The 26,084-nt window shown below is 66.1% G+C and carries 22 protein-coding genes; 12 read left to right on the top strand and 10 right to left on the bottom strand.

Annotation, left to right across the window (positions count from 1 at the left end; all coding sequences use genetic code 11):
- Positions 1-22: 22 nt before the first annotated feature.
- The 5 genes from AB7O82_RS00970 to AB7O82_RS00950 are packed head-to-tail and all read left to right on the top strand — an operon-like array spanning position 23 to position 4,859.
- Positions 23-949: an ABC transporter ATP-binding protein gene (locus tag AB7O82_RS00970; protein WP_428541153.1), complete on the top strand. Its 927-nt coding sequence runs from the start codon at positions 23-25 to the stop codon at positions 947-949.
- Positions 946-1,647, top strand: coding sequence for an ABC transporter permease (locus tag AB7O82_RS00965; protein WP_428541156.1), 702 nt, complete (start codon positions 946-948; stop codon positions 1,645-1,647). The genes AB7O82_RS00970 and AB7O82_RS00965 overlap by 4 nt, the downstream gene beginning before the upstream one ends.
- Before the next feature lie 19 nt (positions 1,648-1,666).
- The gene (locus tag AB7O82_RS00960; protein ID WP_428541159.1) at positions 1,667-3,217 is read left to right on the top strand and encodes a GldG family protein; all 1,551 of its coding nucleotides are present in this window, start codon (positions 1,667-1,669) and stop codon (positions 3,215-3,217) included.
- The gene (locus tag AB7O82_RS00955; RefSeq protein WP_428541162.1) at positions 3,214-3,765 is read left to right on the top strand and encodes a hypothetical protein; all 552 of its coding nucleotides are present in this window, start codon (positions 3,214-3,216) and stop codon (positions 3,763-3,765) included. Before AB7O82_RS00960 ends, AB7O82_RS00955 begins: the two co-directional genes overlap by 4 nt.
- Positions 3,762-4,859: a HupE/UreJ family protein gene (locus AB7O82_RS00950; RefSeq protein ID WP_428541165.1), complete on the top strand. Its 1,098-nt coding sequence runs from the start codon at positions 3,762-3,764 to the stop codon at positions 4,857-4,859. Before AB7O82_RS00955 ends, AB7O82_RS00950 begins: the two co-directional genes overlap by 4 nt.
- Before the next feature lie 21 nt (positions 4,860-4,880).
- Here the strand turns inward: AB7O82_RS00950 and AB7O82_RS00945 are convergent, their stop codons facing one another.
- From AB7O82_RS00945 to AB7O82_RS00930, 4 genes are all read right to left on the bottom strand, one after another.
- A complete protein-coding gene (locus AB7O82_RS00945) occupies positions 4,881-6,647 on the bottom strand; it encodes a hypothetical protein (protein WP_428541168.1) in 1,767 nt (588 codons plus the stop codon).
- Between the two features lie 236 nt (positions 6,648-6,883).
- Positions 6,884-7,819, bottom strand: a complete 936-nt coding sequence (locus tag AB7O82_RS00940; RefSeq protein ID WP_428541171.1) for a dimethyl sulfoxide reductase anchor subunit family protein — start codon at positions 7,817-7,819, stop codon at positions 6,884-6,886.
- Between the two features lie 31 nt (positions 7,820-7,850).
- Positions 7,851-8,597: a 4Fe-4S dicluster domain-containing protein gene (locus AB7O82_RS00935; protein WP_428541174.1), complete on the bottom strand. Its 747-nt coding sequence runs from the start codon at positions 8,595-8,597 to the stop codon at positions 7,851-7,853.
- Positions 8,594-11,500 carry a molybdopterin oxidoreductase family protein gene (locus AB7O82_RS00930; RefSeq protein WP_428541177.1) on the bottom strand — a complete coding sequence of 969 codons (2,907 nt, stop codon included), beginning with the start codon at positions 11,498-11,500 and terminating at the stop codon, positions 8,594-8,596. Before AB7O82_RS00930 ends, AB7O82_RS00935 begins: the two co-directional genes overlap by 4 nt.
- Positions 11,501-11,885: 385 nt before the next feature.
- Between AB7O82_RS00930 and AB7O82_RS00925 the strand changes: the two genes are divergently transcribed.
- Positions 11,886-12,677, top strand: coding sequence for a hydroxyacylglutathione hydrolase (locus AB7O82_RS00925; RefSeq protein WP_428541180.1), 792 nt, complete (start codon positions 11,886-11,888; stop codon positions 12,675-12,677).
- 458 nt (positions 12,678-13,135) lie between these two features.
- On the opposite strand, the gene AB7O82_RS00920 is transcribed toward AB7O82_RS00925, so the two are convergent.
- On the bottom strand, positions 13,136-14,338 hold the full coding sequence (locus tag AB7O82_RS00920) for an amidohydrolase family protein (protein ID WP_428541183.1): 1,203 nt from the start codon (positions 14,336-14,338) through the stop codon (positions 13,136-13,138).
- Entirely contained in the window at positions 14,307-15,674 is a 1,368-nt protein-coding gene (locus AB7O82_RS00915; protein ID WP_428541186.1) for an amidohydrolase family protein, read from the bottom strand. Before AB7O82_RS00915 ends, AB7O82_RS00920 begins: the two co-directional genes overlap by 32 nt.
- A gap of 251 nt (positions 15,675-15,925) precedes the next feature.
- Here AB7O82_RS00915 and AB7O82_RS00910 point away from each other — a divergent pair, with 251 nt between their 5' ends.
- Positions 15,926-16,396 carry a GFA family protein gene (locus AB7O82_RS00910; protein ID WP_428541189.1) on the top strand — a complete coding sequence of 157 codons (471 nt, stop codon included), beginning with the start codon at positions 15,926-15,928 and terminating at the stop codon, positions 16,394-16,396.
- A 56-nt stretch (positions 16,397-16,452) separates the two neighbouring features.
- The gene (locus tag AB7O82_RS00905; protein ID WP_428541192.1) at positions 16,453-16,815 is read left to right on the top strand and encodes a VOC family protein; all 363 of its coding nucleotides are present in this window, start codon (positions 16,453-16,455) and stop codon (positions 16,813-16,815) included.
- Positions 16,816-16,830: 15 nt separating this feature from the next.
- On the opposite strand, the gene AB7O82_RS00900 is transcribed toward AB7O82_RS00905, so the two are convergent.
- The gene (locus tag AB7O82_RS00900; protein WP_428541195.1) at positions 16,831-17,220 is read right to left on the bottom strand and encodes a VOC family protein; all 390 of its coding nucleotides are present in this window, start codon (positions 17,218-17,220) and stop codon (positions 16,831-16,833) included.
- Positions 17,221-17,408: 188 nt separating this feature from the next.
- On the opposite strand from AB7O82_RS00900, the gene AB7O82_RS00895 reads away from it, so the two are divergent.
- Together AB7O82_RS00895 and AB7O82_RS00890 are read left to right on the top strand one after the other, a co-directional pair.
- Entirely contained in the window at positions 17,409-18,296 is an 888-nt protein-coding gene (locus AB7O82_RS00895; RefSeq protein WP_428541198.1) for a Ku protein, read from the top strand.
- Between the two features lie 15 nt (positions 18,297-18,311).
- Positions 18,312-19,418, top strand: a complete 1,107-nt coding sequence (locus tag AB7O82_RS00890) for a tetratricopeptide repeat protein (RefSeq protein ID WP_428541201.1) — start codon at positions 18,312-18,314, stop codon at positions 19,416-19,418.
- 239 nt (positions 19,419-19,657) lie between these two features.
- On the opposite strand, the gene AB7O82_RS00885 is transcribed toward AB7O82_RS00890, so the two are convergent.
- From AB7O82_RS00885 to AB7O82_RS00875, 3 genes are all read right to left on the bottom strand, one after another.
- Positions 19,658-20,335 carry an alpha/beta family hydrolase gene (locus AB7O82_RS00885; protein WP_428541204.1) on the bottom strand — a complete coding sequence of 226 codons (678 nt, stop codon included), beginning with the start codon at positions 20,333-20,335 and terminating at the stop codon, positions 19,658-19,660.
- Positions 20,322-20,609, bottom strand: a complete 288-nt coding sequence (locus tag AB7O82_RS00880) for a DUF2277 domain-containing protein (protein WP_428541207.1) — start codon at positions 20,607-20,609, stop codon at positions 20,322-20,324. Before AB7O82_RS00880 ends, AB7O82_RS00885 begins: the two co-directional genes overlap by 14 nt.
- 323 nt (positions 20,610-20,932) lie before the next feature.
- Positions 20,933-21,781, bottom strand: a complete 849-nt coding sequence (locus AB7O82_RS00875; RefSeq protein WP_428618419.1) for an SDR family NAD(P)-dependent oxidoreductase — start codon at positions 21,779-21,781, stop codon at positions 20,933-20,935.
- 134 nt (positions 21,782-21,915) lie between these two features.
- Between AB7O82_RS00875 and ligD the strand changes: the two genes are divergently transcribed.
- Positions 21,916-25,104 carry a DNA ligase D gene (ligD, locus tag AB7O82_RS00870; RefSeq protein ID WP_428541213.1) on the top strand — a complete coding sequence of 1,063 codons (3,189 nt, stop codon included), beginning with the start codon at positions 21,916-21,918 and terminating at the stop codon, positions 25,102-25,104.
- Positions 25,101-26,051, top strand: coding sequence for an alpha/beta fold hydrolase (locus tag AB7O82_RS00865; RefSeq protein WP_428541216.1), 951 nt, complete (start codon positions 25,101-25,103; stop codon positions 26,049-26,051). The genes ligD and AB7O82_RS00865 overlap by 4 nt, the downstream gene beginning before the upstream one ends.
- Positions 26,052-26,084 lie beyond the last annotated feature (33 nt).

Genomic DNA, 26,084 nt, shown 5'->3' with positions numbered 1-26,084 from the left:
GGCCCAGTCGCGGCGCCCCGCCATGGCGGTGGTCTCGCTCGAGGGTCTGAGCAAGCGCTACGGTAATCATCTCGCGGTCGACGATGTCTCGTTCGACGTCGGCGACCGCGAGGTAATGGGGCTGCTCGGCCCGAACGGCTCGGGCAAGACCACTATCCTGCGCACGCTTACCGGCTATCTGCGCCCCACGGCGGGGATTGTGCGCGTGGCCGGCTTCGATGTCGTGCAGGAAGGTCGGCTGGCCCGCCGGCGGATCGGCTACGTGCCCGAAGACGCGCCGCTCTATCCGCAGATGCGGGTCAACGAGTTCCTGGCCTTCATGGGCCGGCTGCGCGGCCTCGACGGGCAGAAGCTGGACGTTTCCCTGGGGCTGGCCCGAAAGCGACTCGGCCTCGAGGATGTCGGCGAAACGATCATCGGCCGCCTGTCACGCGGCTATCGCCAGCGCGTTTGCCTCGCCCAGGCGGTGCTGCACGAGCCCGATCTGCTGGTGCTCGACGAGCCGACGAACGGCCTCGATCCGCGCCAGATCATCGAGTTCCGCACCCTCATACGCAGCCTCGCGGAGCACTGCGCGATCGTCGTGAGCTCGCACATCCTCGCCGAGATCGCCCGGTTGGCCGATCGGGTGGCCATTCTGCTCGACGGGCGCCTGCTCGCCGTGCGACAGGTGAAGGCGTCGGGATCGATCCGCCTTCGCGCCCGCACGGACCTCGCGCCGGGGATCGTGTCCGCCCTGAGAACGGCGATGGCCGGTGTCGAGATCGCCGAGGCGCCGCAGGCCGGTGGCATGGTCTCCCTGCACGTAAGCACTGCGGAAGACGGTGCGGTCGACCAGGTCATCGCCAGGCTCGCCGCAGCCGGCATCGGTATCGTCGAGATGTCGGAGGCCGGCGCGGACCTCGAGGAAACCTTTCTTGCCGTCACCTCGCGAAAGGCCTTTCATTGACTGTCCTGCGAACGCTCGCGCTCAAGGAGATCCGCGCCCTCTTCGTGTCGCCGATCGCCTATGCGGTGGTCGCCGTCTTCCTCGTCCTCAACGGCTACAGCTTCGTCATGGCGCTGGTCATGTCCAAGCAGGCCACGCTGGTCCACATCTTCTTCCAGTCGGCCATGCAGCTCGTGCTCCTGGTGCCGCTGATCACGATGCGCCAGTTCGCCGAGGAGCGCCGCGGCGGGACCCTGGAGCTCCTGCTGAGCTCGCCGGCGCCCGAGATCGATATCGTGCTGGCGAAGTTCGCCGCCACCATGGTGCTGCTGATGGCGATGATCGGGCTCACGTTCACCTATGCCGTTATCCTGGGCCTGTTCGGCAAGCCTGACTGGGGACCCGTCTACAGCGGCTATCTCGGTCTCGTCCTGCTGGCTGGCGCGCTCGTCTCGATCGGCTTGGCCATCTCGGCCCTCACCGCCAACCAGATCGTCGCAGCGGTGGCATCGCTGGGCGTGTTCGGTTTCCTGTGGGCGATCGATTCGCTGGCGGCGCTACTGCCCGCACCGGTCGACAACTGGTTCATCGGCCTCTCGCTGCTGGCGCGCTTCACCCCATTCGCCGTGGGTGCCGTCTACACGTCCGACGCAGGCTTCTTTGTCTCCGTCACGCTGCTGGGGCTGTTCCTCACGGTGCGCGCGCTGGTACGCCGCTGAAGCATGCGTCGCTGAAGTCATGGAAGAGCATCACGTCGAGATCGTGCCCCTGCTCTGGCTCGCCGGCTGGCTGGCCGCTGTCGTGGCGGTGTTCTGGGCTGGCCTGAAGCTTCCCCTGGAAACCCGCCTCGGCCCCTGGAGCGGCCGGCTCTACGCGGCCGGCGTCGCCATCGCCGCGGTCGGCGTCTGCGCGCTGGCCAACGTCGCGCTTACCCTTCACGACAGCCATATCGATCTGACACGCGAGAAGATCTATACGCCGTCCGCCTCCGCCCTGCGGTTGGTGGACGCGCTCGATCGCGACGTCACGGTTACCTACTTCTACCATTCGCGCGACCCGGCGGCGAAACGGTCGCGCGACATCCTCATGGTCATGGCGCGCCGCAATCCGCACTTCAAGCTCAAGGCGGTCGACCCCGACAAGGAGCCGACCCTCGCGCGCACCAGTGGCGTCAAGATCTACAATGCCGCGCTGATCGAGGCCGAGGGACGTCGCGTGCTCGTTCAAAGCACCGACGAAGCGGAGATCGCGCTCGGTATCCAGCGTGTGCTGCGCGAACGCAAGATCACGGTCTGCTTCGTCGAGGGCCATGGCGAGCTGCCGATGGACAATTTCGAGTTTCATACGCACCTGGAGAACGTGGCCGACCACAGCCACGGCGATGCGTCCTCGCACGTCGTCGAGATGCCCGGGCATGGCGTGGGGCGCTTCCGCCGCGCTCTCGAGGCACAGGGCTACGAGACCCGGAAGCTTGTCCTGGCCACGCGCGCCGATGTTCCGGCCGACTGCACCGTGGTGGTGCTGGCAAGCCCTCGCACCACCTTGTTGCCCGCCGAAAGCGCCGCGCTTCGCGCCTATCTCCGCCAGGGCGGCTCTGCCCTCTTCATGTTCGATCTCGGCTATGTGCTCGAGCCCGAGCTCGAGCGCCTGCTGTCCGATCTCGGCGTGCGCTTCGAGCAGCAGGTCGTGATCGACCCGTTGAGCCACTACCAGAACGATCCCGAGTTGGTCGCCGTCGCGGGCTATGACCGGCATCCGATCACGCGATCGCTGTCACTGACTCTCTATCCCGGGATCCGGCCGTTGGCGCTCTTGCCGCCTCGGCCGGGCCTGCAGGTCGTGCCGTTGCTGGCCAGCAGCCGTGACAGCTACACGCGCGCCGTGACGACGGCGGGGCACCGCGTCGCCGGGCGCTCCGGCGCCGCCCCTGAGGCCGTCGTGGAGCCCGCCAGGGCCGGCCCTCCCGTGGCGGGGGTGCGCGTGCTGGGCGTGGCGATCGAAGGGCTGGTCGACGGCGGCAGCCGGCCAATGCGGGTCGCCGCGGTCGGCGACGGCGACTTCGCCAGCAACTCGTTCTTCCCCTACATGGCCAACAGCGACCTGCTGCTGGCCGTGACGCGGTGGCTGTCGCGCGAGGAGCGCAACACCGCCGTGACGTCGCGCATCCCGGTGCCGCCTCACGCCCTTCTGACCGGCCTGCAGACCCGCCTCGTGTTCGGCGTCATCGTCGTGCTGCTGCCGCTCATGGTCGTGGCCCTCGGGTGCTTCGTCTGGTGGCGCCGGCGATGATCGGATGGCGTCGCCTCGCCGTGCCGGCCACGGCGATCGCCGCGCTGGCCTTCCTTGGTGGAATGGTGCTGAGTGGCAGCCAGCCCGTGCTGCGCCAGAACGTGAAGTTCGAGGCAAAGGGCCTGCTGGAGATGCCCCCCGAGCAAATCCGCCGCGTCGAGCTGAGCCGCGGCGCGGAGCGGATCATGGCGGTGCGCACCGGCGAGAAGCGCTGGGCGATGCCCAACGGAACCGACCTGGGCGAGGAAGCCGGCAAGCGCCTCAGCATGGCCGTGCAGATGATGCACACGTCCGCGCCGGCCAACGAAATTTCGGCCGCCGAGCTGCCCGGTGTCGATGTCGCGGCATTCGAGCTCGATCCACCGCGCTTCGTGGCAAGGCTCTATGCCGACGGCCCAACGCCGGTCCTCGCCGCGCAGTTCGGCGCCTACAATCCCGATGGCTTCCTTCAGTACATGCGGATCGAAGGCGAACCCCGCATCCACCTTTTATCGAAGTTCGTGGGCGAGGAATGGACGGAGGCGCTGAACCGGAGTCTCCAGCGATGAGGCACGGATGGCGCCGACACGTCTTCGCGACGCTGCCGATCGGACTGCTCCTGCTGTGGATCGGATCAGCAGGCGCGCATACCGGCGGCACGACCGGGTTTGCGCGGCTGACCGTCGAGGGACAGACCGTCCGCTACAGCCTGACACTCGATCTCGAGACGGCGGCCAAGGCCCGCGACCCTGCCGCCGGCACGTCGCCGGCGCCGCGTGCCGTCGGGTACGATGCGCTCCCCGGCATCGTGACGCGCCACGTCGAGATCTCGGCCGACGGCAAGGTCTGCGCCCCGCTGCCCGACGCCGTGCAGCCCCCACCGCCCGGCCGATCCATCGTCGTCATCGTCATCCACTACGCGTGCGCGGGGACCATCCACACCCTGACGACACGCGACACGCTGGCGGCCGTGTTCGGTCGCGACCACCACTCGCTCACCAGCATAGAATGGTCCGGGCGAACCGAGCTGGTCCTCCTCGATTCCGATCGAACCGAAGCACACGTCACAATCGACAATGGGCCGGCGGGCGCACCGGCGGCGAACCCGACCGGCGAGGGAGCGCTCGGCTTTTTTCTCCTGGGCATCGAGCACATCCTCGCCGGCTTCGACCATGTTCTCTTCATTGTCGCGCTGATACTGGGTGGCGGGCGGATCGCATCCCTCCTGGGGATCATCACGGCCTTCACGGTCGGTCACAGCATCACCCTCGCCTTTGCCGTCCTGGGACTGGTGAGGCCCCCGGCATGGCTGATTGAGCCGCTGATCGCGGCGTCGATCGCCTACGTCGCCTGCGAGAACATGTTCCTGAAGCGCACACCGTCGCGGCGATGGCTGGTCGCCCTGCTCTTCGGTTTGGTGCACGGCTTCGGCTTCGCAGGCGCGCTGCTCGAGCTCGAGGTGCCGGGCGAGAGCCTGTTCTCGTCACTGCTGTCCTTCAATCTCGGAGTCGAGGCCGGGCAGGCAATGATCATCGCCCTGCTCTTCCCGGCGCTTCTCCTGCTGTCCCGCTTTGAATGGCGAAGGCAGGCGGTGACGGCCCTCTCGGCCGTCATCCTGGTCGCGGCGATCGGGCTGCTGGCGGAGCGGACCCTGCTGCAATAGCTGCCTGTGCCTGAGCCATCATCACATCAGACCGAGGCGGGGCGACAATGTCGACAGGCGCTCCAGGATGCTTCGATATCGAACCTGCGCTTCCAATAGCGACCTCTCTTGTATCTTGCCCAGCTGAGTTGCCCTCACGAGCTTGTCGACGAGCCCGGCCAGATGGCAATAGGCGCCTCCGGCCTCGATCGTCTTCATCGTCTGCCTGGCCAGCGACACATGCTCGGTGACGCGATCCTGAGCGAGATGTCCGCTCGCCCAGCCGGACACGTTTCCGGACGTTGCGAGCCTCAGAGCCGCCATGAGGTCCTTCACGATGGCTTCGAGCCCCAGGTCCCCACCGTAGTACTCGGCCAGCATCCCATCCCAGCGATTTCGCCCATTGTGGACCGGGAAGCCGGAGAGGGCGGGAGGTATGAGACCGGCATGTCTCTGCGCCACCGGAACAGGCAGATGGCCATAGTCCCTTGCTCTCTTGGCAACGAAATCCGCCACCACTCGATAGTTCATCTGCCGACGAGCGGCGTGGAGGAAATCGGCAGGCTCGAAGTACAATGCATCGTGATCGGTGACGTACACCGATACGAAGGCCCCGGGCTCGAAAAGCAGATTCGATTCGAGAAACTGCACTGCCGTCTGGAGCTGCTGATAGCCCGGCTGGTAGTGTCCGCTGCGATTGTCGATGGCGACGACGCGGCCATCGTCGGCCACCAGCATGCCGGCGGCGGATGTCTCATGACCCTCGAACAACGCGCTGTGAAACTTCGTCGACGGATAACAGCGCATTGCCGTCACCCCCTTCATTGCGTAGAGCGTGCCTCGCGAGAAGTCATGAGAGACAGCGCGCTCGGAGGGAACGCGCACCGTGTGGATGACACGCAGGATGGGAAGGCTGAACGCCGCCTCGGACCAGGCCTCCGCCGACCAGACCCAACCGGCGGGGGCGTTGTCCGAGGTTTTGTGCGGAACCTTGACCTGGTACGTCCACATGCGCGGCGGGCCCTTGGTCGAGAACCTGTCGTCGCCTGGAACATGGGTAAGGACCTGGACATTCAACAGGTCGCCGACCGGCTCCGTCGCGTGCAGTCGCGCCTGCCTCGCTTCGGAGTAGCCGTAAAGGTAGTTGTTGATCAGTTGCGCGCTGCCGAGCTGCGTCCTGCTGATCAGAAAGTCGACGACATGATCGAGAGGATCAGCCTTCTCCTTTAGCCTCTTTTGGGCAAAAGAAACAAATGCCTTCCCGAAGTCCCACCATCGCAGAACGGCCAACGGGTCGATCCGTTCGTCGAAGTGGTGATCCCGGACGGCAACATCGCCGCCCTTGTCGAGGTCCTGCCCTACCGAGGTGACTCCCCTCAGGAAATCCTTGCCTTCGCGCGTCTGGTAGTATGCCAAGCGCTCGTAGTAGTTGCTGGCCAGCTCTATGCATTCACGGATGCGGCTGAATTCCAGGGCGTTCTTGCCCACCCGGACGAGCCTTATCGAGCTGAACTTGTGGGTGATCTCCAGATCCTTGACGATGCTCTTGCATTTCCGCATCTGGAGGGCAAGTCGGCCGACGTTACGGGCACTCTCCTGGACGAGGGACGCGTCGTTCAGCGCCTTGATGAGCTCATCCAGACGGCCCAGCGAGTCCATCGGATAGTCGGACGAGGTCGGTTTCGCAGACGTCCACCCCTTCGACGCCGGTTGCCGCGCAGGTACCGGTGGCGCGGCCAGCTGGTCGTGGATCTGCTTCAGCCACTCGTCCAAGGCTTCTTTCAGTTGGACGTTGATTCCATCTGCCATGAAATGCTCGCCCCCATGCATGCCACCCCTTATGCAGCGGCGAACTGCCCGCGCCCCTTGCCGGGCGCCCTACTCCGCCAAGCATTCCGGTTCGCACGACACCATCGTGCATCCATGGCTCTACGGCAAGGCCGCAGGGGCTACGCAAGGTTGAGGCTCTTTCTGCCTCCACAAGCTGGCCCTCGGCGCCAATCCATTGAGACGCTCGGATTGCCACCAACCTTACGCGCCGAAACTCAAACCGCTTGCCTGCCGTAGAACAGGGTCACGGCATGCTGCGCCTCGGCGAAGAACAGCCAGCGCTCGACAAAGACGCCGACGGTTCCCAGAACTGCGGCCACGAAGGCCGTCGCGATGGCCGGCCAGCCCGTGGCAAAGAAGGGAACGAACGACAAGACAAATGGCAGGCCGAAGCCCAGCGCCACTGCGATCCTCCGCAGCTTGGCGGCATGCTTGCGGGCAATCCTGAAGCCCATCTCCTTCAGCAGGTAGTTCTCGGACGTGTGCGGTGCCTCGAACAGGCGCACCGTGCCGATGGAACCGAGGCCGGTCGCGCTGCCGGCGGTGCTGGTGGCCGGGGCGCCGTCGATGAAGTGCCAGTAGGCCAGCTTCAGAGAGGCGGCGAGCACGACCACGGCCGGCGTCAGCGCGTACAGCTCCGGCCGCGGGCCGAAGATCTCCAGCACCAGCATGAGCCAAAGCGTGCCGCTCATGAGGGCAAGAGCCAGGTAGTTCGGCACGACCCATCGGTTGTGCCAGCGCGGAACCGGCTTCAGCGACCGGTAGATCATCGCCGTGCAGAAGACCGTGGCGATGGCGCCGAGCGCCGACAGCAGGCCCGCCGCCTTCACGACGACGCCGAGGAACACCCAGCCGATGCCGAACAGTCCGGCAGGCAGGTAGGTCGCGACGGCGGCGACGCCCTCGCGCGACAGCCACGACGAGCGCCATTGCGAGAAGGCCCGCCAGGCGCGCTGGTGCTGCCCGAGATGAAAGACCGACGACACGAGGCCCGCCGTGATCGCGCCCAGCGCCAGGGCCAACGCCACCAGACCGAACATCCGATCGGCGGGCAGCACGCCAAAGGGCGCCAGCACGCCGAGCAAGGCCAGGAGCCCGTAGCCGGCGCCAGAGGCCGTGGTGAACAGGATCACCGAAAGCGAAGGATGCACGGCGTCTCCACGAGATCCGATTGGTTGTTCTTCATTGCGACAGCAGCCGGTCGAGCCATCCCAGCAGACCGCCGGCCTGGGCCGGCGTTGCGGGCATCAGCTGGGCCGGCGCGCCGGTGCAGCCGACGCTCTGCCGGCGCGGACGTGGCGGCAGGTACTTGTTGGTGGGCGCATAGCCCAGCTCCGCCATCAGATCGAAGCCTTCGCGCTCGGCGACCAGCTTGGAGACCGCGGAATCCGGATCGCCGAGGTCGCCGAAATGGCGCGCCGACGCCGGACAGGTGGCGACACAGGCCGGCACGCGGTCGGCCGGATCGAACGTGATGTTGTAGATCCGATCGATGCAGAGCGTGCACTTCTTCATCACGCCGGCGTCTTCGTCGAACTCGCGGGCGCCGTAGGGACAGGCCCACGAGCAGAGCTTGCAGCCGATGCAAAGATCCTCGTTGACCAGGACGATGCCGTCCTCGGCGCGCTTGTAGGAAGCGCCGGTCGGGCACACCGTCACGCACGCCGGCTCGGCGCAATGCAGGCACGAGCGCGGGAAATGCACGGTGCGGCCGGCCGCACCCTCCCCGACCTCGAAGGTGTGCACGCGATTGAACCAGACACCGTCGGGATCGGCGCCGTACGGCGCCAGGTCCGTCAGCGGCGCGGCGACACCGCCGCTGTTCCACTCCTTGCAGTTCACCGCGCAGGCATGACAGCCGACGCAGATGTCGAGATCGATGACCAGGCCCAGGCGCTTGGACGAAGGCTGTGCAGGCAGACTGGTCACTCGACGTCTCCGTGGGCGGGCGCCCGGAAACCGGCGCCGTAGCGCAACACGCTCGGACGCTCGGGCAGATGGGGCGGCACCGGCAAGGTCGCGAACTGGGGTTCGCTCACGCTCTCTCCCGCAGCAATCTTCTCGACCTTGACGCGGAGGTCGTACCAGGCCGCCTGCCCGGTAACCGGATCGCTGTTGCCGTAGCGATAGCCGTCGCCGCGCACGGGCAGCAGCTCGGAGATGACGTGATTGAGCAGGAACCCGCGCTGCGACTCGCCCGCCTTTGGCGCCAGGTTCCAGGCGCCGGAGCGCTTGCCGATGGCGTTCCACGTCCACACCGTGTTCGGGTTGACGCCGTCCATCAGCTTGGCCTGGACCTTTATGCGTCCGTGATGGCTGGTCACCGCGACCCAGTCGTCGTCGGCGATGCCGAGCCTGGCCGCCGTCGCGCGATGGATGTGAAGTCGGTTCTCGCCATGGATCTGGCGCAGCCAGGCGTTCTGCGATCCCCAGGAATGATACATCGCCATCGGCCGCTGCGTGATGGCGTGCAGCGGGAAGGCATCGCGCGCGACACTGGCCTCCTCGAATGGCATGTACCAGAGCGGCAGTGGATCGAAGTAGGTCCTGACCCGTTCGCGATGCTGATCGGGTGGCTGCACCTCGCCGTGGCCGTCTGCGGCCAGACGGAACTTCTGCAGGACCTCGCCGTAGAGCTGCAGCACGATGGGGTCGGGCTTGTCGATCAGGCCCATGCCCACTGCCCAGTCGAGATAGGCGCGATTGGCATGCTTGAAGTAGCGGGCTTCCGCCGGGATCTCGTGCCGCCAGAAACACGAGTTGGCGACATAGGCGTCGAGCTGCCCCTCGTTGACGGCGCCGACGCCCTGCTTGTCGCCAGCCGCGCCGCGCCAACCGGCCAGGCTGCCGACTCCGGGCTTGCGCTCATGATGGACGAGATAGTCGGGATAGCCGCCGGGATAGCGCGGGCTGCCGTCCTCTTTCACGAGACCGGGCAGACCGAGACGCGCGCCCAGGTCGATCAGGACGTCCTGGAAGGGGCGCACGTCGCGATCGGGCGCGATCACCGGCTGGCGGATCGAGTCGGCGACACCATCGGCATCACAGATCGGACGGTCGAGCAGCGAGATGCAGTCCCAGCGCTCGAGATAGGTCGTGTCGGGCAGGACGAGGTCGGCGTAGGCCACCATCTCGCTGGCGTAGGCGTCGGAATAGATGATGCGCGGGATCCTGTAGTCGCCGGTCTCGGGATCCTTGTCCGTCAGCATGTCGATGGTACCCGCCGTATTCATCGACGAGTTCCAGCTCATGTTCGCCATGAACATGAAGAGCGTATCGATCTTGTGCGGATCGCCGGCCCAGGCGTTGCGGATGACCTGGTGCATCACGCCGTGAGCGGCCAGCGGCGATTCCCACGAGAAGGCCTTGTCGAGCCGTCGAGGCGTGCCGTCGGCCTCGACCAGGAGATCCTGCGGCGACGTCGGAAAGCCGAGCGGTGGCCCGGGCATCGGTTTCCCGGGCTGGACCTGGGCAGGACTGCCGGTCGGCTTCACGGCGGGCGGCGTGGGCCGAGGGAACGGCGGCTTGTAGCGGAAGCTGCCTGGCGAATCGACGGCGCCCAGCAGCATCTGCAGGACGTGGATGGCGCGGCAGGTGTGGAAGCCGTTGGAATGGGCCGAGATGCCGCGCATGGCATGCATCGACACCGGCCGTCCGATCATCCTGTCGTGGCGGCGACCGGCCCAGTCGGTCCACGGCTGGTCGATCACGACGGTCTGCTCGAAGGCGGCGTGCGCCAGCTCGGCGGCGATCCGCCGGATGACATCGGCGCCGATGCCGGTCTCAGCCGCGACGGCATCGGCGGAGTATTGCGGCTCGAGGCAGCGTCGGGCGACCAAATGGAAGGCCGGCACGGCCGAGCGCCCGTCGGCCAGCGAAACTTTTCCGGCGAGCTGCGGCCTGGCGTCGACCCGATGGGCGCCGGTGACGGTCTGGGTCACGGCGTCGAACACCAGGGGCTGGCCCGCGGCGTCGCGCGCAAAGAGCCCGTGATCGGCGGCGCCTTCGTCCTGGATCACCAGCCAGGGCGCGTTGGTGTATCGACACAGATATTCCTCGTCGATCTTGCCGGCACGCAAAAGCTCCTGGATCAGCGCCAGGATGAAAAGGCCATCGGTGCCCGGCCGTATGCCGATCCATTCGTCGGCGATCGCCGAATAGCCGGTGCGGATCGGGTTGACAGAGACGAACTTGGCGGCGCCGCGGCTCTTGAGCTTGCCGAGGCCGATCTTGATCGGATTGGAATCGTGGTCTTCGGCAACCCCGAACATCAGGAAATAGCGGGTGTTCTCCCAGTCGGGCTCACCGAACTCCCAGAACGATCCGCCGATGGTGTAGAGCCCCGCGGCGGCCATGTTGACGGAGCAGAAGCCGCCGTGTGCGGCGTGGTTGGGCGTGCCGAACTGGCTCGCCCACCATCCGGTCAAGGCCTGGCTCTGATCTCGGCCGGTGAAGAATGCGAGCTTGCGTGGATCGCTACGCCGGATCGCGCCGAGCCACTCGGTCGCGACCGCCATCGCCTCGTCCCATTCGATCTCCTGGTACTCACCGCTGCCGCGCGGGCCGACCCGGCGCAAGGGCTTGCGCAGCCGCGCCGGCGAGTAGTGAGACATGATCCCGGCGGAACCCTTGGCGCAGAGCACCCCCTTGTTCACCGGATGGTCGCGATTGCCCTCGATGTAACGGATATGGCCGTCCTTCAGGTGAACCTTGATGCCGCAGCGGCAGGCGCACATGTAGCACGTCGTGCGCGCGATCCGATCGGCGCTCGACGAATCGAGCTCGAGGGCCGCAGCCTGGTGATCATTACTCCCTACCCTCTGGTTCGGCATCCTGCTCCTCCCGGGGAAAGGCTAGTCTCCCGACCTCCATCCAGAAAGAAAATTATTCCATGCCACATCACAAGCACGACGAGATCTTGCGTTCCCCGTCGGCCTCTGCTCTGCTCAAGTTGCGTAGCTCTTTGCATCAGATCGTCGAAGCATGATCGGAGGTGCGCATGTCGCACGCGGGCCGCAATTGTGTACGCCGTTGGCATGATGAGTGGCTGCTGTCCGTCACCCAGGCCTTGGCGATGCTGACGTTCAGCGTGCTCATTCGCTGGATGGTGTCGTGACCAGGCATCTGCTGTAGCTTCGTACTCTTGCAGCCCCTGCCGGACCCGCCGACAGACCAGCGCTGTCATCATTGTCGGACGACACTGACGGAGACGATGCCGTGATAGTCAAACAGATCTGGACCGCCAACGCCTACCGCAACTTCAACTATCTCATCGCCTGCGGCGAAACCGGCGAGGCCCTGGCCATAGATCCCCTGGATCATGAGAAGTGCCTGAAGGCCGCCAAGGACGAAGGCTGGACGATCACCCAGATCCTGAACACCCACGAGCACGGCGACCATACGGGCGGCAACGAGGCGCTGGCCCGCAAGACCGGCGCGAAAATCCTGGCTCACAAGAATGCCAAGGACAAGATCCCCAACATGGCGCGCGGCCTGAGCGCGGGCGACGTCGTCAAGGTAGGCAAGACGGTCGAACTCGAGGCGCTGGACACGCCGGGCCATACCATGTGCCATATCTGCCTGTTGTCGCATACCGACCAGCCGGCCCTGTTCTGCGGCGATACGCTGTTCAATGCCGGCGCCGGAAACTGCCACAACGGCGGCCATCCTAACGAACTGTACAAGACATTCGACGGGCAGCTCGCCAAGCTGCCGAACTCGACATTGATCTATCCGGGCCACGACTACATCGAGAACAATCTGCGCTTCACCCTCAATCGCGAGCCCGACAATGCGAGTGCCCGCAAGCTGCTCGACAAGCTCGAGGGCCAGGACCCCAACAATGCATACGTGTCGACGCTCGAGGTCGAAGGCGAGGTCAACACGTTCTTCCGGCTGACCAGCCCCACGGTGATCGCCAAGTTGCGCGAATCATTCCCCGATTTGCCCGAGAAGCCAGATCAGCGCACGGTGTTCCTGAAGCTCCGCGAGCTGCGCAACTCGTGGTGAACGCCGCTTGGCGCGAGGGCGCGGCGACCAGAATCCATCATTCATGTTCCTCCCTCGTAATCGGGGGAGGTGGCCCGTGTAGGCGCTGTTTACAGCGCCATTGGCCGGAGGGGGAGAGCCCCAGTCCGGATTGCTCCAAGTCCGACGTCGGAATCAGAAGGATCTCGTCTGAGGCCTTCCCCCCTCCGCCCTGCCCGCGCGGCCTTCGCCGCTTCGGCGCGGCGAAGGCCCGTATGACAGGGCACCTCCCCCGACGACGGGCAGGGCATTCGCATATGGCAAAATACTCCGTCATCCCGAGCGGAGCGGCCCGAAGGGCGGCGCAGTCGAGAGACCTTTCTTACTGATGCTGCAAAAGAAAGGTCCCTCCACTGCGCCTCGCTATGCTCGGCTTCGGTCGGGATGACGAAATTTTTGCCATATGCGAATGCCCTGCGATGAGGGGGGAGGAAGATGACTCAGGACCGACCCGCCTTCCCCACATCGAACCCGTACACGCGGGCCGTGTTGCCGCCGGCGATCTTGGCCTGCTCTTCGGCCGGCACGCCGGCCAGGATCTCCGCCAGGATCCTCTGCGATTCGGGGAACGTCGATTCGCTGTGCGGATAGTCCGAGCCCCACATCATGTTGTCGACGCCGATGAGGTCGCGCAGTCGAACACCGACGGCATCCTCCTGGAAGCTCAGCACGACGTTGCGGTGAAAGAAATCGCTCGGAACCATGCCATCCTTGAACCGGTAGATCGCCTCGCCGTGACGCTCGCGATACGTATAGTCCATGGAAGAGAGCACGTGCGGCACCCATGCCAGCTCGAACTCGACGATGGCCAGCGTGAGGCGCGGATGACGCTCGAACACGCCGGAGAAGATCATGTCGCACATCGACAGCGCCGGATAGAACGCCTTCGTCGAACGGCTGCTGGCGTCGCGCAGCGTCTTCTCGCCGGCTCCGCGAATCTTGCCCTGCCGCCGCGTGGCCGTGTGCAGGCTGATCGGCAGGCCGAGCGCCGCGGCGGCAGCCCAGAACGGTTCGTACTCGGACTGGTCGTAGCGCCGGTGCTCCAACGGATACTCGGTGATCATGGCGCCCGACAGCCCGAGACGGGCGGCGCGCTCCAGCTCCCCGACCCCGTCGCGGACATCGTCCAGGTTGATCATGGCGATGCCCTTCAGCCGGGCAGGATCGGTGCGGCAGAACTCGGCGAGCCAATCGTTGTAAGCGCGAAAGATGGCGGACATCAGCTGCGAGTCCGCCAGCCTGAAGTAGAAGAGCCCTTGCGAGGGGTAGAGGACCTCGCCGGCGACCCCGTCGAGCGCCATGTCCTCGAGATGCTGCCGGGGATCATAACCTCCACGCAGCACGTCCTCGAATCGCCCGTCGGCGGAAATGGTCTCGGGCGCCTCGAAGCGCGCGCCGGCATTCGAGATGAGACCGATACCGGAGAGGACCTGATCGGCTTCGACGACGATCTGGTCGGCGTCGTCGATCCGCTGGATACGCGGCGCGCGATCGCGGAACGCCGCATCGATGCGCTTCTGCCACAGGTCGGGCGGCTCGAACACGTGCGAGTCGGACGAGAGAATCAAGGGCAGCACCGGCATCTCCTCTCTCATTGGGTCGGGGATGATACTACTCCGCCGCCCTGCGCAACGGCTTGTCACGCCCGAGCTCGGCGACGCGCGCCTGGGTGTAGACGTCACTCCAGTTGGTCATGGCCGCATCGGTGACCTCGCGCGGATTGTAGTCGCGCGCCGGAAGCGCCATGCGCCTGCCGCCGACGTGCACGGCGTGGATCCGGCTCTTGTCGAGCAGGATGGCGATGTCCTCGAGCGGAGAGCCGTCGAGCGCGATGAAGTCGGCGATGCGGCCAGGTTCGAGGCTGCCAATCCGCTCGCCATCGGCGAGGAAGCGCGCGTTGGTACGGGTCGCAACGCACAGCGCCTCGGCCGGCGTGAAGCCCAGGTCGTTCACGAAGATCTCGAGCTCGCGGGCATGCCATTCGCCGTAGGGCGTCACCGCGAAGCCCGAATCGGTACCGGCCATCATCGGCACACCGGCCTCGCGGGCCCTCGCGAGGTTGCGGACGGCGCGCTCGTACTGGCGCTGTACATGGCCGACCCGGCCGTTGACCGCGGCGGGTTCGTGCGACTGGGTGAACTCGATGATGTTGCGCTGGAAGGTGAACGTGGGCGCGATCGCCGAGCCACCCTTCAGCACCGCGTCGATGCATTCATCGTCAAGCTCGAAGGCATGGAAGATCAGATCGACGCCGGCGCGCGCGGCATACAGAACCGCCTCGCGGCCGATCGCGTGGACCACCGCCTTGCGGCCGAGTCGCTGGATCTCGCGCACCATCGCGCCAGTCTCTTCCTCGGTGAAGGCGGCAATCAGGGATCCGTCGGGCCGGCGCTGGATGCCGTCGAGCGCGATCTTCACGCAGTCGACACCGTTCTTGGCCTGGACGCGGATTTCCTCGATCGCCTCGTCACGGTTGGTAACCAGCCTGCCGATCGAGGTCGACGGAGCGCCGATCCAGGTCGGATACCAGTCGGTCAGGCTCTGGCGCGCCGTGATGTAAGGTCCGGCGGCGGTGATTCGCGGCCCCTCGAACAGGCCGGCCCGGATCGCATTGCGAATCGACAGGCTGACCTGGCCGGCATCGCCCGGCGAGCAGAGCGCCGTATAGCCGGCCGCCAGGAGCTTCTGGGCGAAGAACAGGCCGCGCAGCGCGCGAAACTCGAGCGGGCTGTAGAGATCGATGTCCTCCTCGCTCTTGGCGTTACCGTAGGCCAGATGCACGTGGATATCGATCAGGCCCGGCATGACGAATTGCCGGGAATAGTCCAGCACCGGCTCGCCCGGGATCGCCCTGGGCGCCCGGTCCGCCGGACCGACGAACTCCAGGACGCCACTCTCGTCGTACACCATGGTCTGCCCGGGCCTTGCCTCCCGATCGCCGGCGCTGAACAGAGTGCCGCAACGGACATGTGTCCTCATGGTTTTCCCCTCGGCCTGCAGCGCGAGTCTAGTCGCGCCGGCCGCCTCCGGATAGTCCTCCTGCACAAGGCCCAAGCATCCTCGGCCCGTCCCTTCGGCCCACCAGCTCGCGAGTGCACATGCTTCGGTGGAGACGCGTTCGACGCACGTTTCGACGCGAGGTATCGTGCCGTTCCATGTCTGGACACACGACTGCACGAAGAGGAAGCAGGCTTCAGGAACCCGGCATTGCCGCAAACCTGAGGCGACTGGTGGAGGAACCTGGTCGGGTAGCGGGCGAATGCCTGTGCGGCGCCGTCCATCTCCAGATCGACTTCCCGGCCCGCTGGGCCTGGCACGACCATTCCGCGGCGAGCCGACGTGCCCACGGCGCCGCCTACGCAACCTATGTCGGCAGCTGGCGCAAACGCTTCCGGGTGACCAAAGGCGCCCGCAAGATCGTGCGTTTCGACGACCAGGCCACCGGCACGTCGCGCAGCTTCTGCGGTCGCTGCGGCACGCCGCTCTTTTATGAGCGCAACTGCTCGCCGCACATGGTGAACATCCCGCGCGCGCTGTTCCATGGCCGTACCGGCCGACACCCCCTCTACCATGTTGGCATCTCCGAGCTTCAGGACTGGACCTACACAGGTGGAAAGCTCGTACCGCTCAAGGGGTATCCCGGTGTCGTCTGGGAGCGTCCCAAGAGGAAGCACCGGCTTCGCGACGACGGCATGTTCTGATGCGAAAATCAGACTGGCTCCGGTTCAGGTCACCGGCTTTGCGGTAAGGTGCCGGCATGATCGACGCGATTAGCGCAGTCACCCTCGGCACGCACGACATGCGACGGGCCGTCGGGTTCTACCTCTCCCTGGGGTTCGAGATCGTGCACGGCGGTGAATTTGCCTCTTTCACCAGCCTTCGCGCCGGCCCTGGCTATCTCAACCTGATCGCCCAGCCCGCGGACAAGACCTGGTCGTGGTGGGGACGCATCATCTTCCATGTCGCCGACGTCGATACCCTGTACCGGCGCGCGCTGGCGGGTGGGTTGCAGCCTTCGACGACACCGCGCGATGCCGAGTGGGGCGAACGATACTTTCACCTCACCGATCCCGACGGCCACGAACTCAGCTTCGCGCGGCCCTTGCGATCGCTCAGGTAGGTCCGCACCGCAGGCTCAAATCTCGGCGTAGATCTCCAGCACATTGCCGTCGGGATCGCGGAAGAAGATCGTGCGATGCCCCCAGGGATGGTCAGTCAGGGGCGAGACGAGCGCGACGCCCTTTGCCTCGAGCGCCGCTGCGCAATCGGCGACCGCCTGTGGCGGCACGCGAAATGCAAGCTGCAGAGAAAGCACGCCCTTTGCCGGCGGCGGATCGTCGAAGCGACCGCCGTGGACGGTGAGCGCGAGCGTCGTCGCTCCGACCCGATACTCGATCCAGCGCTCGCTCAGGACGCGCAACAACGGAAATTCCATGACCTGCTCGTAGAACTGCCGCATCGCGTTCAGGTCACGGGCAAAAATGACGGTGTAGTCGATCTGACGGATCTGGCTTAGCGCCTGCATTCGGTCTAGCTCCTGCGGTTGGGCATGCGGGCCCTCTATAGAGAAAATCGGCTTTGGGTGCGGTTTCCCCGTCCGTGGCGGCAACCGGACCTCGGATACAATGGTTACAGAACCGTGCAGGCCGGCCGTTGGACCTGCGACCGCCGCTCCCCTAAAATGCGCACGGCCTTCTGTTCGGGAGTATTTCGATGCCGCGGTCCACGTGGAAGGGCTACCTCAAGCTGTCGCTCGTTTCCTGCGCGGTGGCGCTCTACAATGCCACGTCGACGTCGGAGCGCGTGTCGTTCAACACCTTGAACCGCAAGACGGGCAACCGGCTGAAGCAGAATCTCGTCGATTCGGTGAGCGGCGAGCCGGTCGACACGGCCGACCGCGTCAAGGGCTATCAGGTCAGCAAGGGACAGTACGTCCTCGTCGAGGACACCGACCTCGAGGCATTGAAGATCGAGAGCACCAAGACCATCGAGATCGAGACATTCGTGCCGCAGGCGGAGGTCGACCAGATTTACCTCGACAGCCCCTACTATCTCGCGCCCGACGACAAGGTCGCCGAGGAGGCATTCGCCGTCATTCGCGACGCCATGATCCGCAAGGAGATGGTCGGCATCGGCCGGGTCGTGCTGAACCGGCGCGAGCGCATGCTGATGCTCGAGCCGCGCGGCCGGGGCATGCTGGCGACGACGCTGCGCTATCCCTACGAGGTCCGGCAGGACGGCGAATACTTTGCCGACATCACCGACGTGAAGCTGCCTGCCGAGATGCTCGACATCGCCCAGGAAATCATCGGCCGAAAGTCGGGACACTTCGAGCCCGACAAGTTCACCGACCGCTACGAGGAAGCCGTCATCGGCATGCTGCGTGCCAAGCAAGCCGGCCAGGCTTTCGCGGTGCCCGAAGCCGAGGCGCCAGCCAATGTCGTCAACATCATGGATGCGCTGAAGCGCAGCCTCGAGGCGGAAGGTGCGGAAACCGGCGCAATCCGCCGGCCGCGCGCCCCGAGCAAGAAGGCAGCCGAGGCGCCGACTGCGGCCGCCGAGCCGGCGCGCAAGCCCAAGGCGCGCAAGGCCGCCCGCTGACGGCGGGAGGCCAGGTTGCCTCTCGCCGGACAGACACTCCACCTCGTCGGCCGCATTCAGGGCCTGACGCGCCGCCGCCTCGAGCAACTGGTGCGCAGCCGCGGCGGCCGGCTCGCGACCCGGCCCTCAAATCGTGTGACGATTGTGGCTTTCGGGCATTCGGCGGTCGCGCACGCGCTCGATGACGGCCGGGTGAAGCTGCCGCCGGGATTGCCGGCGACCGCAGCGCTGATCAGCGAGAACGTGCTGCGCCGCCATCTCGGCCTGCTCGAGCCACCGCCGGAGATCGAGCGCGGGATGGGGCGCACCGAGGTCGAGCGCCTGGCCGGGCTCTCGCCTAACCTGCTGTCATGCCTGGTGCTGTTCGACGTGCTGGAGCCGGTCGACGAACGCTTCGCTTACCGCGACCTCGTGGCAGCACGCGAGGCCGCGCGCCTCCTGAAGCGCGGCGTCGCCCTGGGCGACGTGCTCATCGCGGCGGTCGCGCTGCGCCGGCGCGGCAGCCATCTTGCCGAGGCGCGACTGACCGAAGGTCCGTCGGGCGCGCTGGTGCGCGAGATCGGTGACCAGCTTGCCGAGCTGAGTGGCCAGCTCACCATGCGCCTGGAGCAGACGGCGCGCAGCCTCGACGAGCTGCTGGTCGAGGCGGAGGAGGCCACAGAGCGCGGCGACCTCGCCGCCGCCGAAAGCCTTTACACGACGGCGATGCGCGCCGACGCCGCCGACCCGGTGCTGCCCTTCAATCTCGGCAACGTGTTCCAGTCGCAGGGCCGTGCGCCCGAAGCGAAGATCGCTTGGCAGATTGCAGTGGCCCGCGACCCCGCCTTCGCCGAGGCCTGGTACAATCTCGCCCTGGCGGCGGAAGACGAGACGCAGACCGACCTCGCCGTCGCCGAGTATCGCCGCGCCGTGCAGGCCCAGCCCGACTACGCCGACGCCCACTTCAATCTGGCCCTGCTGCTCACCAAGCTCGACCGCTGCGCCGAGGCGCTCGCGATCTGGGAACGATTCCTCGAGCTCGAGCCCTCGTCGCGACACGCCAGCACCGCGCAGAAGGCGATCGCCCTCTGCCGCATGCGCTTGCAGCAGGAAAGAAAGGATCCCTCCCTGCGTTCGGGATGAGCCGTTCGCCCCCGTCTTACGGGGCGGAGGGGTATGGCTGGGAGCGCGCCACTCCGATGGCGCTCATGGCATGAGCAAGCAACAAGAAGAGCGCCATCGGAGTGGCGCGCTCCCAGCGCATTACGTGCTCTCTTGGCAGAGTTAGCGCCTATGGTTGGCGCTCCCAGCCATGAGATTCATGACCCCTCCATCGCGTATGACGCGACACCTCCCCAGCGAAGCCGGGGAGGATGATGCCTTCACAATCCCTTCGCCCACGCGGCCAGCACGTCGAGCATCTCGCGCAGGACGTCGACGTCCTTGCGGCCGGTGCGGGCCGGGACGTGGAAGGAATGGTCCGCGTCGTCGACGAGGTGCAGCGTCGCGCGCGCACCAAGAGCAGCGACCACCGGACGCAGCATCGCGAGGTCGGCCAGCGCATCTCGCGTGCCTTGCAGGAAGAGCATCGGGATGCGCACCTCGGCGAGATGGCTGGCGCGGCCGTCCGACGGGCGCTTGGCGGGATGCAAGGGGAAGCCGAGGAAGGCGAGGCCACGGACATTGGCGAGTGGTTGTGCCGCCTGCGCCTGCGAGGTCATGCGGCCACCGAACGACTTGCCGCCGGCGATCAGCGGCAGGTCGGGCGCCAGCCGGCCAGCCGCCGCCACGGCGGCGCGCACCGTGGCCTGCGCCAGCGCCGGCGGATCGGGCCGCTTGCCACCCTGCTCCATGTACGGGAACTGATAGCGAAGAGTGGCGATGCCACGCTCGGCGAGCTCCATTGCGACGTTCGCCATGAAGGTATGCGTCATGCCCGCGCCGGCGCCGTGCGCCAGCACGTAGCAACAGCGCGCGTGCGGCGGCATCTGCAGCAGGCCCGAGACGCGGCGCCCTGCGTCGACGCCGATGCCGACCTCACTCGCGCTAGGCGGTGCCATCGGCCGGCCGACCAAAGCGCAAGGCAGAGCGGGTGCGCGCTTTCTCGGCCTCAACCTCGCGGTCGCGCGGCGGTGCCGTCGTCGTCAGCGAGTCGATCAGCTCGCGCGCGGCGCGCGATACCGCTTCCACTGCGCGGTTGAACGCCTCCTCGTTGGCCCTGGAGGGCCGATTGAAGCCGCTTAGCTTGCGCACGAACTGCAGCGACGAGGCGTGAATCTCCTCCTCCGTCGCAGGCGGCTCGAAATTGTAGAGGTTCTTGATGTTGCGGCACATGAGACGCCTCCGGGGCAAGCTGGTCGGGGCAAAATGCTCGCTTGATGCTGGCACGCCTCCGCCGATCGCATCAAGCCAGCGGACATGGTTGAAGCGTCCCCTGGGGACGGCGCTCCTATGAAGACGCGCTGGGGGCGCGCCACTTAAGGCGAAGTAATCTCCGCCGGCCGTGGCGCTCATGCTCTTCCGGACCGCGTCCCGCCCGCTCATGGTTCATTCCGTCGTCCCGAGCGCGGGATGACGGCAAGGACGCATGAGCAGGCGGGACGCCCGCGGTCCAGAAGAGCATGAGCGCCTATGAGTGGCGCGCGCTGGAGGTCTCCTCAATGCTTCGGCCTGCGCCCGCGGATTTGGTCGAAACCTTTCTTGATCGCAGCGAAACGCGCTTCGATGTACGGCTCGAATTCGGCGTCCGTGAAGATGTACGGCCAATCGTTCTCGATGCCCTCGCGGACGAGTTCGCCGACATAGGTGGGATCAATGCCCTGGGAAACGCGGTCGCGAACCTGTTTCACCCGTTCCGCAAGGGGACCGGACGTCGGCATTCGGCCGACCGCGCCTTCGAAGCGCTTGGGGATGTTGCGCGCCGAATTCAAGATTTGAGTGCGAATGAAACCCGGGCACAGTACCGACACGCCGATTCCACGCGGTGCGAGCTCGCCCCGCAAGCCCTCGGACAGCGCGACAACGCCATACTTGGAAACGTTGTAGGGGATGCTCCCCGATGAAATGAGACCAGCGATCGAGGCCGTGGAGACGATGTGTCCTCCATCGCCATGCTGCTCGATCAGCGGCCCGAACATCTCGATACCCCAGATGACAGCCATCAGGTTGACGCCCAGCGTCCAGTCCCACGCGGCTTCAGTCCAAGTGCCGTAGGGTCCACCACCGCCCACGCCGGCGTTGTTGACGAGGATATGCACCTTGCCATAGCGGGCTATCGTGGCTTCCGCCGCCGACCTGAGTTCGACTTTGAGCGAAACATCCGCCTTCACCCCCTCGACGTCGACATTGGTGAGCCTCAGCTGCTCGAGCGCAGTCGACAAGGCCTTTTCCTCGATATCGCAAAGCATCACCTTCACTCCCGCCTGGGCCAAGGCGGTGGCGATCCCCAATCCAATTCCAGACGCGGCGCCCGTAACGAACGCGGTCTTCCCGGCCAGTTCCTTCATGCGCATGCTCTCCTGTGCCTTCTCGTCTAGTCCAACTTGGCCAACGGGACCAGGCAAGAGTTCGCTGCCCAGAGCAGCGGTGCTTCAATTCACACAGGGTGGCATCCGTATCGAGGTTCCCCTACGCTGCCACCGTGGCCAAATCGCTGGACACCTACAACGCCAAGCGCGACTTCTCGAAGACGCCGGAGCCGCCCGCCCGTCCCGGCGCCAGGACAGCGGGCAACAGCTACGTCATCCAGAAGCACGCCGCGCGGCGCCTGCACTACGATTTTCGCCTCGAGCTTGACGGCGCGATGAAGAGCTGGGCGGTGCCGGAAGGCCCGAGCCTGATCGCCGGCAAGAAGCGCCTCGCCGTACATGTCGAGGATCATCCGCTGGAGTACGCCGGCTTCGAGGGCGTCATCCCGCCGGGTCAGTACGGCAGCGGCACGGTGATGATCTGGGATCGCGGCACCTGGACTCCCGACTTCGATCCCGCCTTCGGCTATCGCAAGGGCCATCTCAAGTTCCAGCTCGATGGCCAGAAGCTCAAGGGCCAGTGGCATCTCGTGCGCATGGCGCCAAAGCCGCGCGAGAAGCAGGAGGCCTGGCTGCTGTTCAAGTCCGACGACGCGGCGGCACGCCCGGCCGATGCCCCGGACATACTCGTCGACAAGCCGAACTCGGCCGCGACCGGCCGCACCATGGAGGCGATTGCCCGCGACCAGGATCGTGTCTGGACATCGGGCCAGGGCGAGATCACGCAGCCGGCGAAGAAGCGCCGCCGCCGCAAGCCCGCCGTTGATCCCGCGACACTCACCAAGGCGAAGGCCGGAGCTCTGCCGGGCTACATCGAGCCGAGCCTGCCGTCGCCCATCGACAAAGCGCCCCAGGGTCGCGGCTGGCTGCACGAGATCAAGCACGACGGCTATCGCTTGCAGGCGCATCTTGAGAACGGCCGCGTCAGGCTGTTCAGCCGCCAGGGACTCGACTGGACGGAACGGTTCCCCGCCCTGGCGCATGCGCTCGCCGACCTGCCGGTGAAGGTCGCCATCATCGACGGTGAAGCGGTGGTGCATGCGGACACCGGCGTCGCGAGCTTCACCGCCCTGGTCGATGCGCTGAAGACCGGCCGCGGCGACATGGTGTTCTACGCCTTCGACCTCCTCTATCTCGACGGCTTCGATCTCCGCGCCTCGCCGCTCGGCGAACGCAAGGCGGCGCTGGCTCGGGTCATGGCAGCCGACGGCAGCACGAGTCGCCTGCGCTACAGCGACCATATCGAGGGCGATGGCGACGCCGTCTTCCGTCATGCCAGCCGTCTCGGCCTCGAGGGCATCGTCTCCAAGATGGCGTCGTCGCCTTACCAGTCGGGACGCGTCAAGACATGGCTCAAGCTGAAGTCGAGCCTGACCGACAGCTTCGTGATCGCGGGCTTCATCCCCTCCACGGTCGACAAGGCGGCGGTCTCGGCGCTGGTGCTCGGCGAATATGCCGGCAACACGCTGGTACCGGCTGGCCATGTCGGGTCGGGCTTCACGGTGGCGAGCGCGCGCGAGCTTCGACAAAGGCTCGAGCCATTGCGCACCAGCACGCCGCCGCTCGTGGACGAGACGGCCGTGACCAAGGGTGTACGCTGGGTCGAGCCCGTGCTGTCGGCCGAGATCGAGTATCGCACGCGCACTGGCGGCGGGCTGATCCGTCACGCGGTGTTTCGTGAGCTCGTCGAAGGCAAGGTGTCCGCTTCTCAGCCGCGCGACGCGGCAACGATCCAGAGCAAGTCCCGGAGCACGGCAAAGGGCGACACTGCGCCAGCGATTCGATTGACCAATCCCGGCCGCCTGCTTTGGCCCGAGCAGGGCATTACCAAGCAGGGACTGGCCGAGTTCTATGTCGAGATTGCCGACTGGATCTTGCCGCACATCGTCGGCCGCCCGCTTAGCCTGCTGCGCTGCCCCGAAGGCATCGCCCAGCAATGCTTCTTCCAGAAGCATGCCTGGGCCGGCCTGGGAGGTGCGGTGCGCCAGGTCGCGGTGCCCAACGACGAGCAGCCGATGCTCGTCGTCGACGACCTCGCGGGCCTGCTCGAGCTCATTCAGGCGAGTGTGCTCGAGATCCATCCCTGGGGTGCGCGGGCCGACCGGCCGGAGCTGCCCGACCGCGTGACCATCGATCTCGATCCCGACGACACCGTACCGTGGCAACGGGTGATCGATGCGGCCCGCGAGGTGCGCCGTCGTCTCCAGGCGAGCGGGCTCAGGAGCTTCGTCAAGACGACCGGCGGCAAGGGACTGCACGTCGTGTTCCCGCTCGTGCCGCAGGCCGATTGGGACAGCGTCAAGGCGTTCGCCCAGTCGATCGCCGCGACCATGGCCGCCGACCAGCCGACCCTCTACACCGACAACATGGCCAAGAGCGGCCGCCGCGGCCGGATCTATGTCGACTACCTGCGCAACGGCATGGGCGCCACCGCCGTCGGCGCGTACTCGACACGCGCCCGCGACGGCGCACCGGTCTCGGTGCCGCTCGACTGGGACGAGCTGGGTCCCGACATCCGCGCCAATCACTTCACCCTCCTCAACCTGCCAAAGCGCCTGGCCTTTCTGGACCGCGATCCCTGGCAGGATATTGCCATGCTGAAGCAAACCCTTCCCGTCGCGGCCGCCGCGCCGGCGGGACGGAACGAAACGGCGCCGACGAAGGCCGCGCTCACGGCCTACTGGAAGAAAGTCGGCAAGGAAGCTCTCGTCCATCTCGCCCGGCGACCTCTCGATCTCGTGCCGGCCGATCCGTCAGTCGAGGTGCCCAAGGCCGTGCAGCGAATCGCGGTCGGCGACGGTCATCGATTGTGGATCGACAGCGTCGACGGTCTGCTGGGGCTGGTCGGAATCGGGGCGGTCGAACTGCATCCTTGGAATGCCACGGTCGACGATCTCGACCATCCGGACCAGCTGGTGTTTGCGATCACCGCGGACCGTGGCAAGGACTGGCAGCGAATCGTCGCATCGGCTCTCCGCCTGCGCGCCCTCCTGCAAGCCGAGGGCCTGGAGAGCTGGCCCAGGCTTAGCGGCGGCCCCGAGCTGCACGTCATGGTGCCGATCGAGCCAGAACTCACCTGGCTGGAGGCCCAGCGCTACAGCAAGGACATTGCCGGCCGGCTGGCCGACGCCGCCGTCGATTGCCGCTACAACGCACGCGGCACTGCTGCGATCGGTGCCTTCTCGCCGCGTGCTCTGCCCGGCTTCCCGATCGCTGCGCCATTGGACTGGGAGGGATTGGAGCGCGGCGTCGACCCTGCCGGCTTCACGCTTAAATCGACTCGGAGTAGGGTCACCCGATGACAACGACGGTCTATTTTGCGACCAACCGCGCCGTGAACAACCCGCCGGAGGCGCCGACCAGCTACACCCTCAACATGATCGCGCCCGAAAAGCAGATGGCCTATGGATCGGCGTTCGTCGACAGCAGCGACCTGCCGGGAGACAACGTCGGCACGATTCGATCGCTCCAGGACTTTCAAGCAGGCGACTTCTCCGCGACGGCAAAGGCCGACATCGAGTCGGGTGGCCGCAACATCCTCGTCTTCATCCATGGTTTTGCGAACAGTTTCGCGGATGCGATCACGCGCGCCGCCTTCAATCGCGAATGGCTGACCAAGTCGAACGTCCCCGGCGCCGACACCACAGTGATTGCCTTCAGCTGGCCGTCACGCGGCCACGTAATCGAGCCGCCATTTCCCTCCTACGCCTATCACTCCGACCAAAGGACAGCCGGCAAGTCCGGGCCCCACCTCGCACGGTTCTTCGCCAACCTGCTTCCGCTGCTCCAGAACGCACGCAACAACGGCCTGCGCACCTTCCTGCTCGCCCACAGCATGGGAAACTGGGCGCTGCAAGCCGCCACCGAAGCATGGTTCTCCCAGGGCCAGGGTCCGGCTGACCTGTTCGACGAAGCCCTGCTGGCTGCCGCGGACGAGGAATACACCTCCTTCGAGCGCGGACCGTTCGGCCGGCTGAGCGCATTCAATCAGCTGGCCCGACGCATCTCCATTTATCATAGCACGGGCGACAGGGTTCTCGATGACCTCGCTGAAACGCTGAATCTCAAACAACGTCTGGGCCAGCGAGGCCCGGCGGGATATCCCAATGCGAGCCGCTTTCCGGCCTCGACGTACCGCGTGGTCGATTGCAGCGGGTACACCGATTACCTCCGCACCTTCCAGGCGACTCACCAGTACTATCGCCGCTCCGAAGGCGTCCGGACGGACATCGCGAGCGTCATGGCATAGCGCGAGCGCGGCAACTCATGACCGGGTGCCGAC

It is taken from the genome of Reyranella sp. (assembly GCF_050185545.1).
In the GTDB taxonomy this organism is placed as follows: Bacteria; Pseudomonadota; Alphaproteobacteria; order Reyranellales; family Reyranellaceae; genus Reyranella.
Note: the sequence above shows the minus strand (reverse complement) of the source record. Positions and strands in the feature narration are given on the sequence as shown.

Bases quoted from the DNA above. Each gene is read 5' to 3' on its own strand.
- AB7O82_RS00970 (WP_428541153.1), top strand. From the start codon at position 23: ATGGCGGTGGTCTCGCTCGAGGGTCTGAGCAAGCGCTACGGTAATCAT.
- AB7O82_RS00960 (WP_428541159.1), top strand. From the start codon at position 1,667: ATGGAAGAGCATCACGTCGAGATCGTGCCCCTGCTCTGGCTCGCCGGC.
- AB7O82_RS00955 (WP_428541162.1), top strand. From the start codon at position 3,214: ATGATCGGATGGCGTCGCCTCGCCGTGCCGGCCACGGCGATCGCCGCG.
- AB7O82_RS00950 (WP_428541165.1), top strand. From the start codon at position 3,762: ATGAGGCACGGATGGCGCCGACACGTCTTCGCGACGCTGCCGATCGGA.
- AB7O82_RS00945 (WP_428541168.1), bottom strand. From the start codon at position 6,647: ATGGCAGATGGAATCAACGTCCAACTGAAAGAAGCCTTGGACGAGTGG.
- AB7O82_RS00930 (WP_428541177.1), bottom strand. From the start codon at position 11,500: ATGCCGAACCAGAGGGTAGGGAGTAATGATCACCAGGCTGCGGCCCTC.
- AB7O82_RS00915 (WP_428541186.1), bottom strand. From the start codon at position 15,674: ATGAGGACACATGTCCGTTGCGGCACTCTGTTCAGCGCCGGCGATCGG.
- AB7O82_RS00905 (WP_428541192.1), top strand. From the start codon at position 16,453: ATGATCGACGCGATTAGCGCAGTCACCCTCGGCACGCACGACATGCGA.
- AB7O82_RS00900 (WP_428541195.1), bottom strand. From the start codon at position 17,220: ATGCAGGCGCTAAGCCAGATCCGTCAGATCGACTACACCGTCATTTTT.
- AB7O82_RS00895 (WP_428541198.1), top strand. From the start codon at position 17,409: ATGCCGCGGTCCACGTGGAAGGGCTACCTCAAGCTGTCGCTCGTTTCC.
- AB7O82_RS00885 (WP_428541204.1), bottom strand. From the start codon at position 20,335: ATGGCACCGCCTAGCGCGAGTGAGGTCGGCATCGGCGTCGACGCAGGG.
- AB7O82_RS00880 (WP_428541207.1), bottom strand. From the start codon at position 20,609: ATGTGCCGCAACATCAAGAACCTCTACAATTTCGAGCCGCCTGCGACG.
- AB7O82_RS00875 (WP_428618419.1), bottom strand. From the start codon at position 21,781: ATGAAGGAACTGGCCGGGAAGACCGCGTTCGTTACGGGCGCCGCGTCT.
- AB7O82_RS00865 (WP_428541216.1), top strand. From the start codon at position 25,101: ATGACAACGACGGTCTATTTTGCGACCAACCGCGCCGTGAACAACCCG.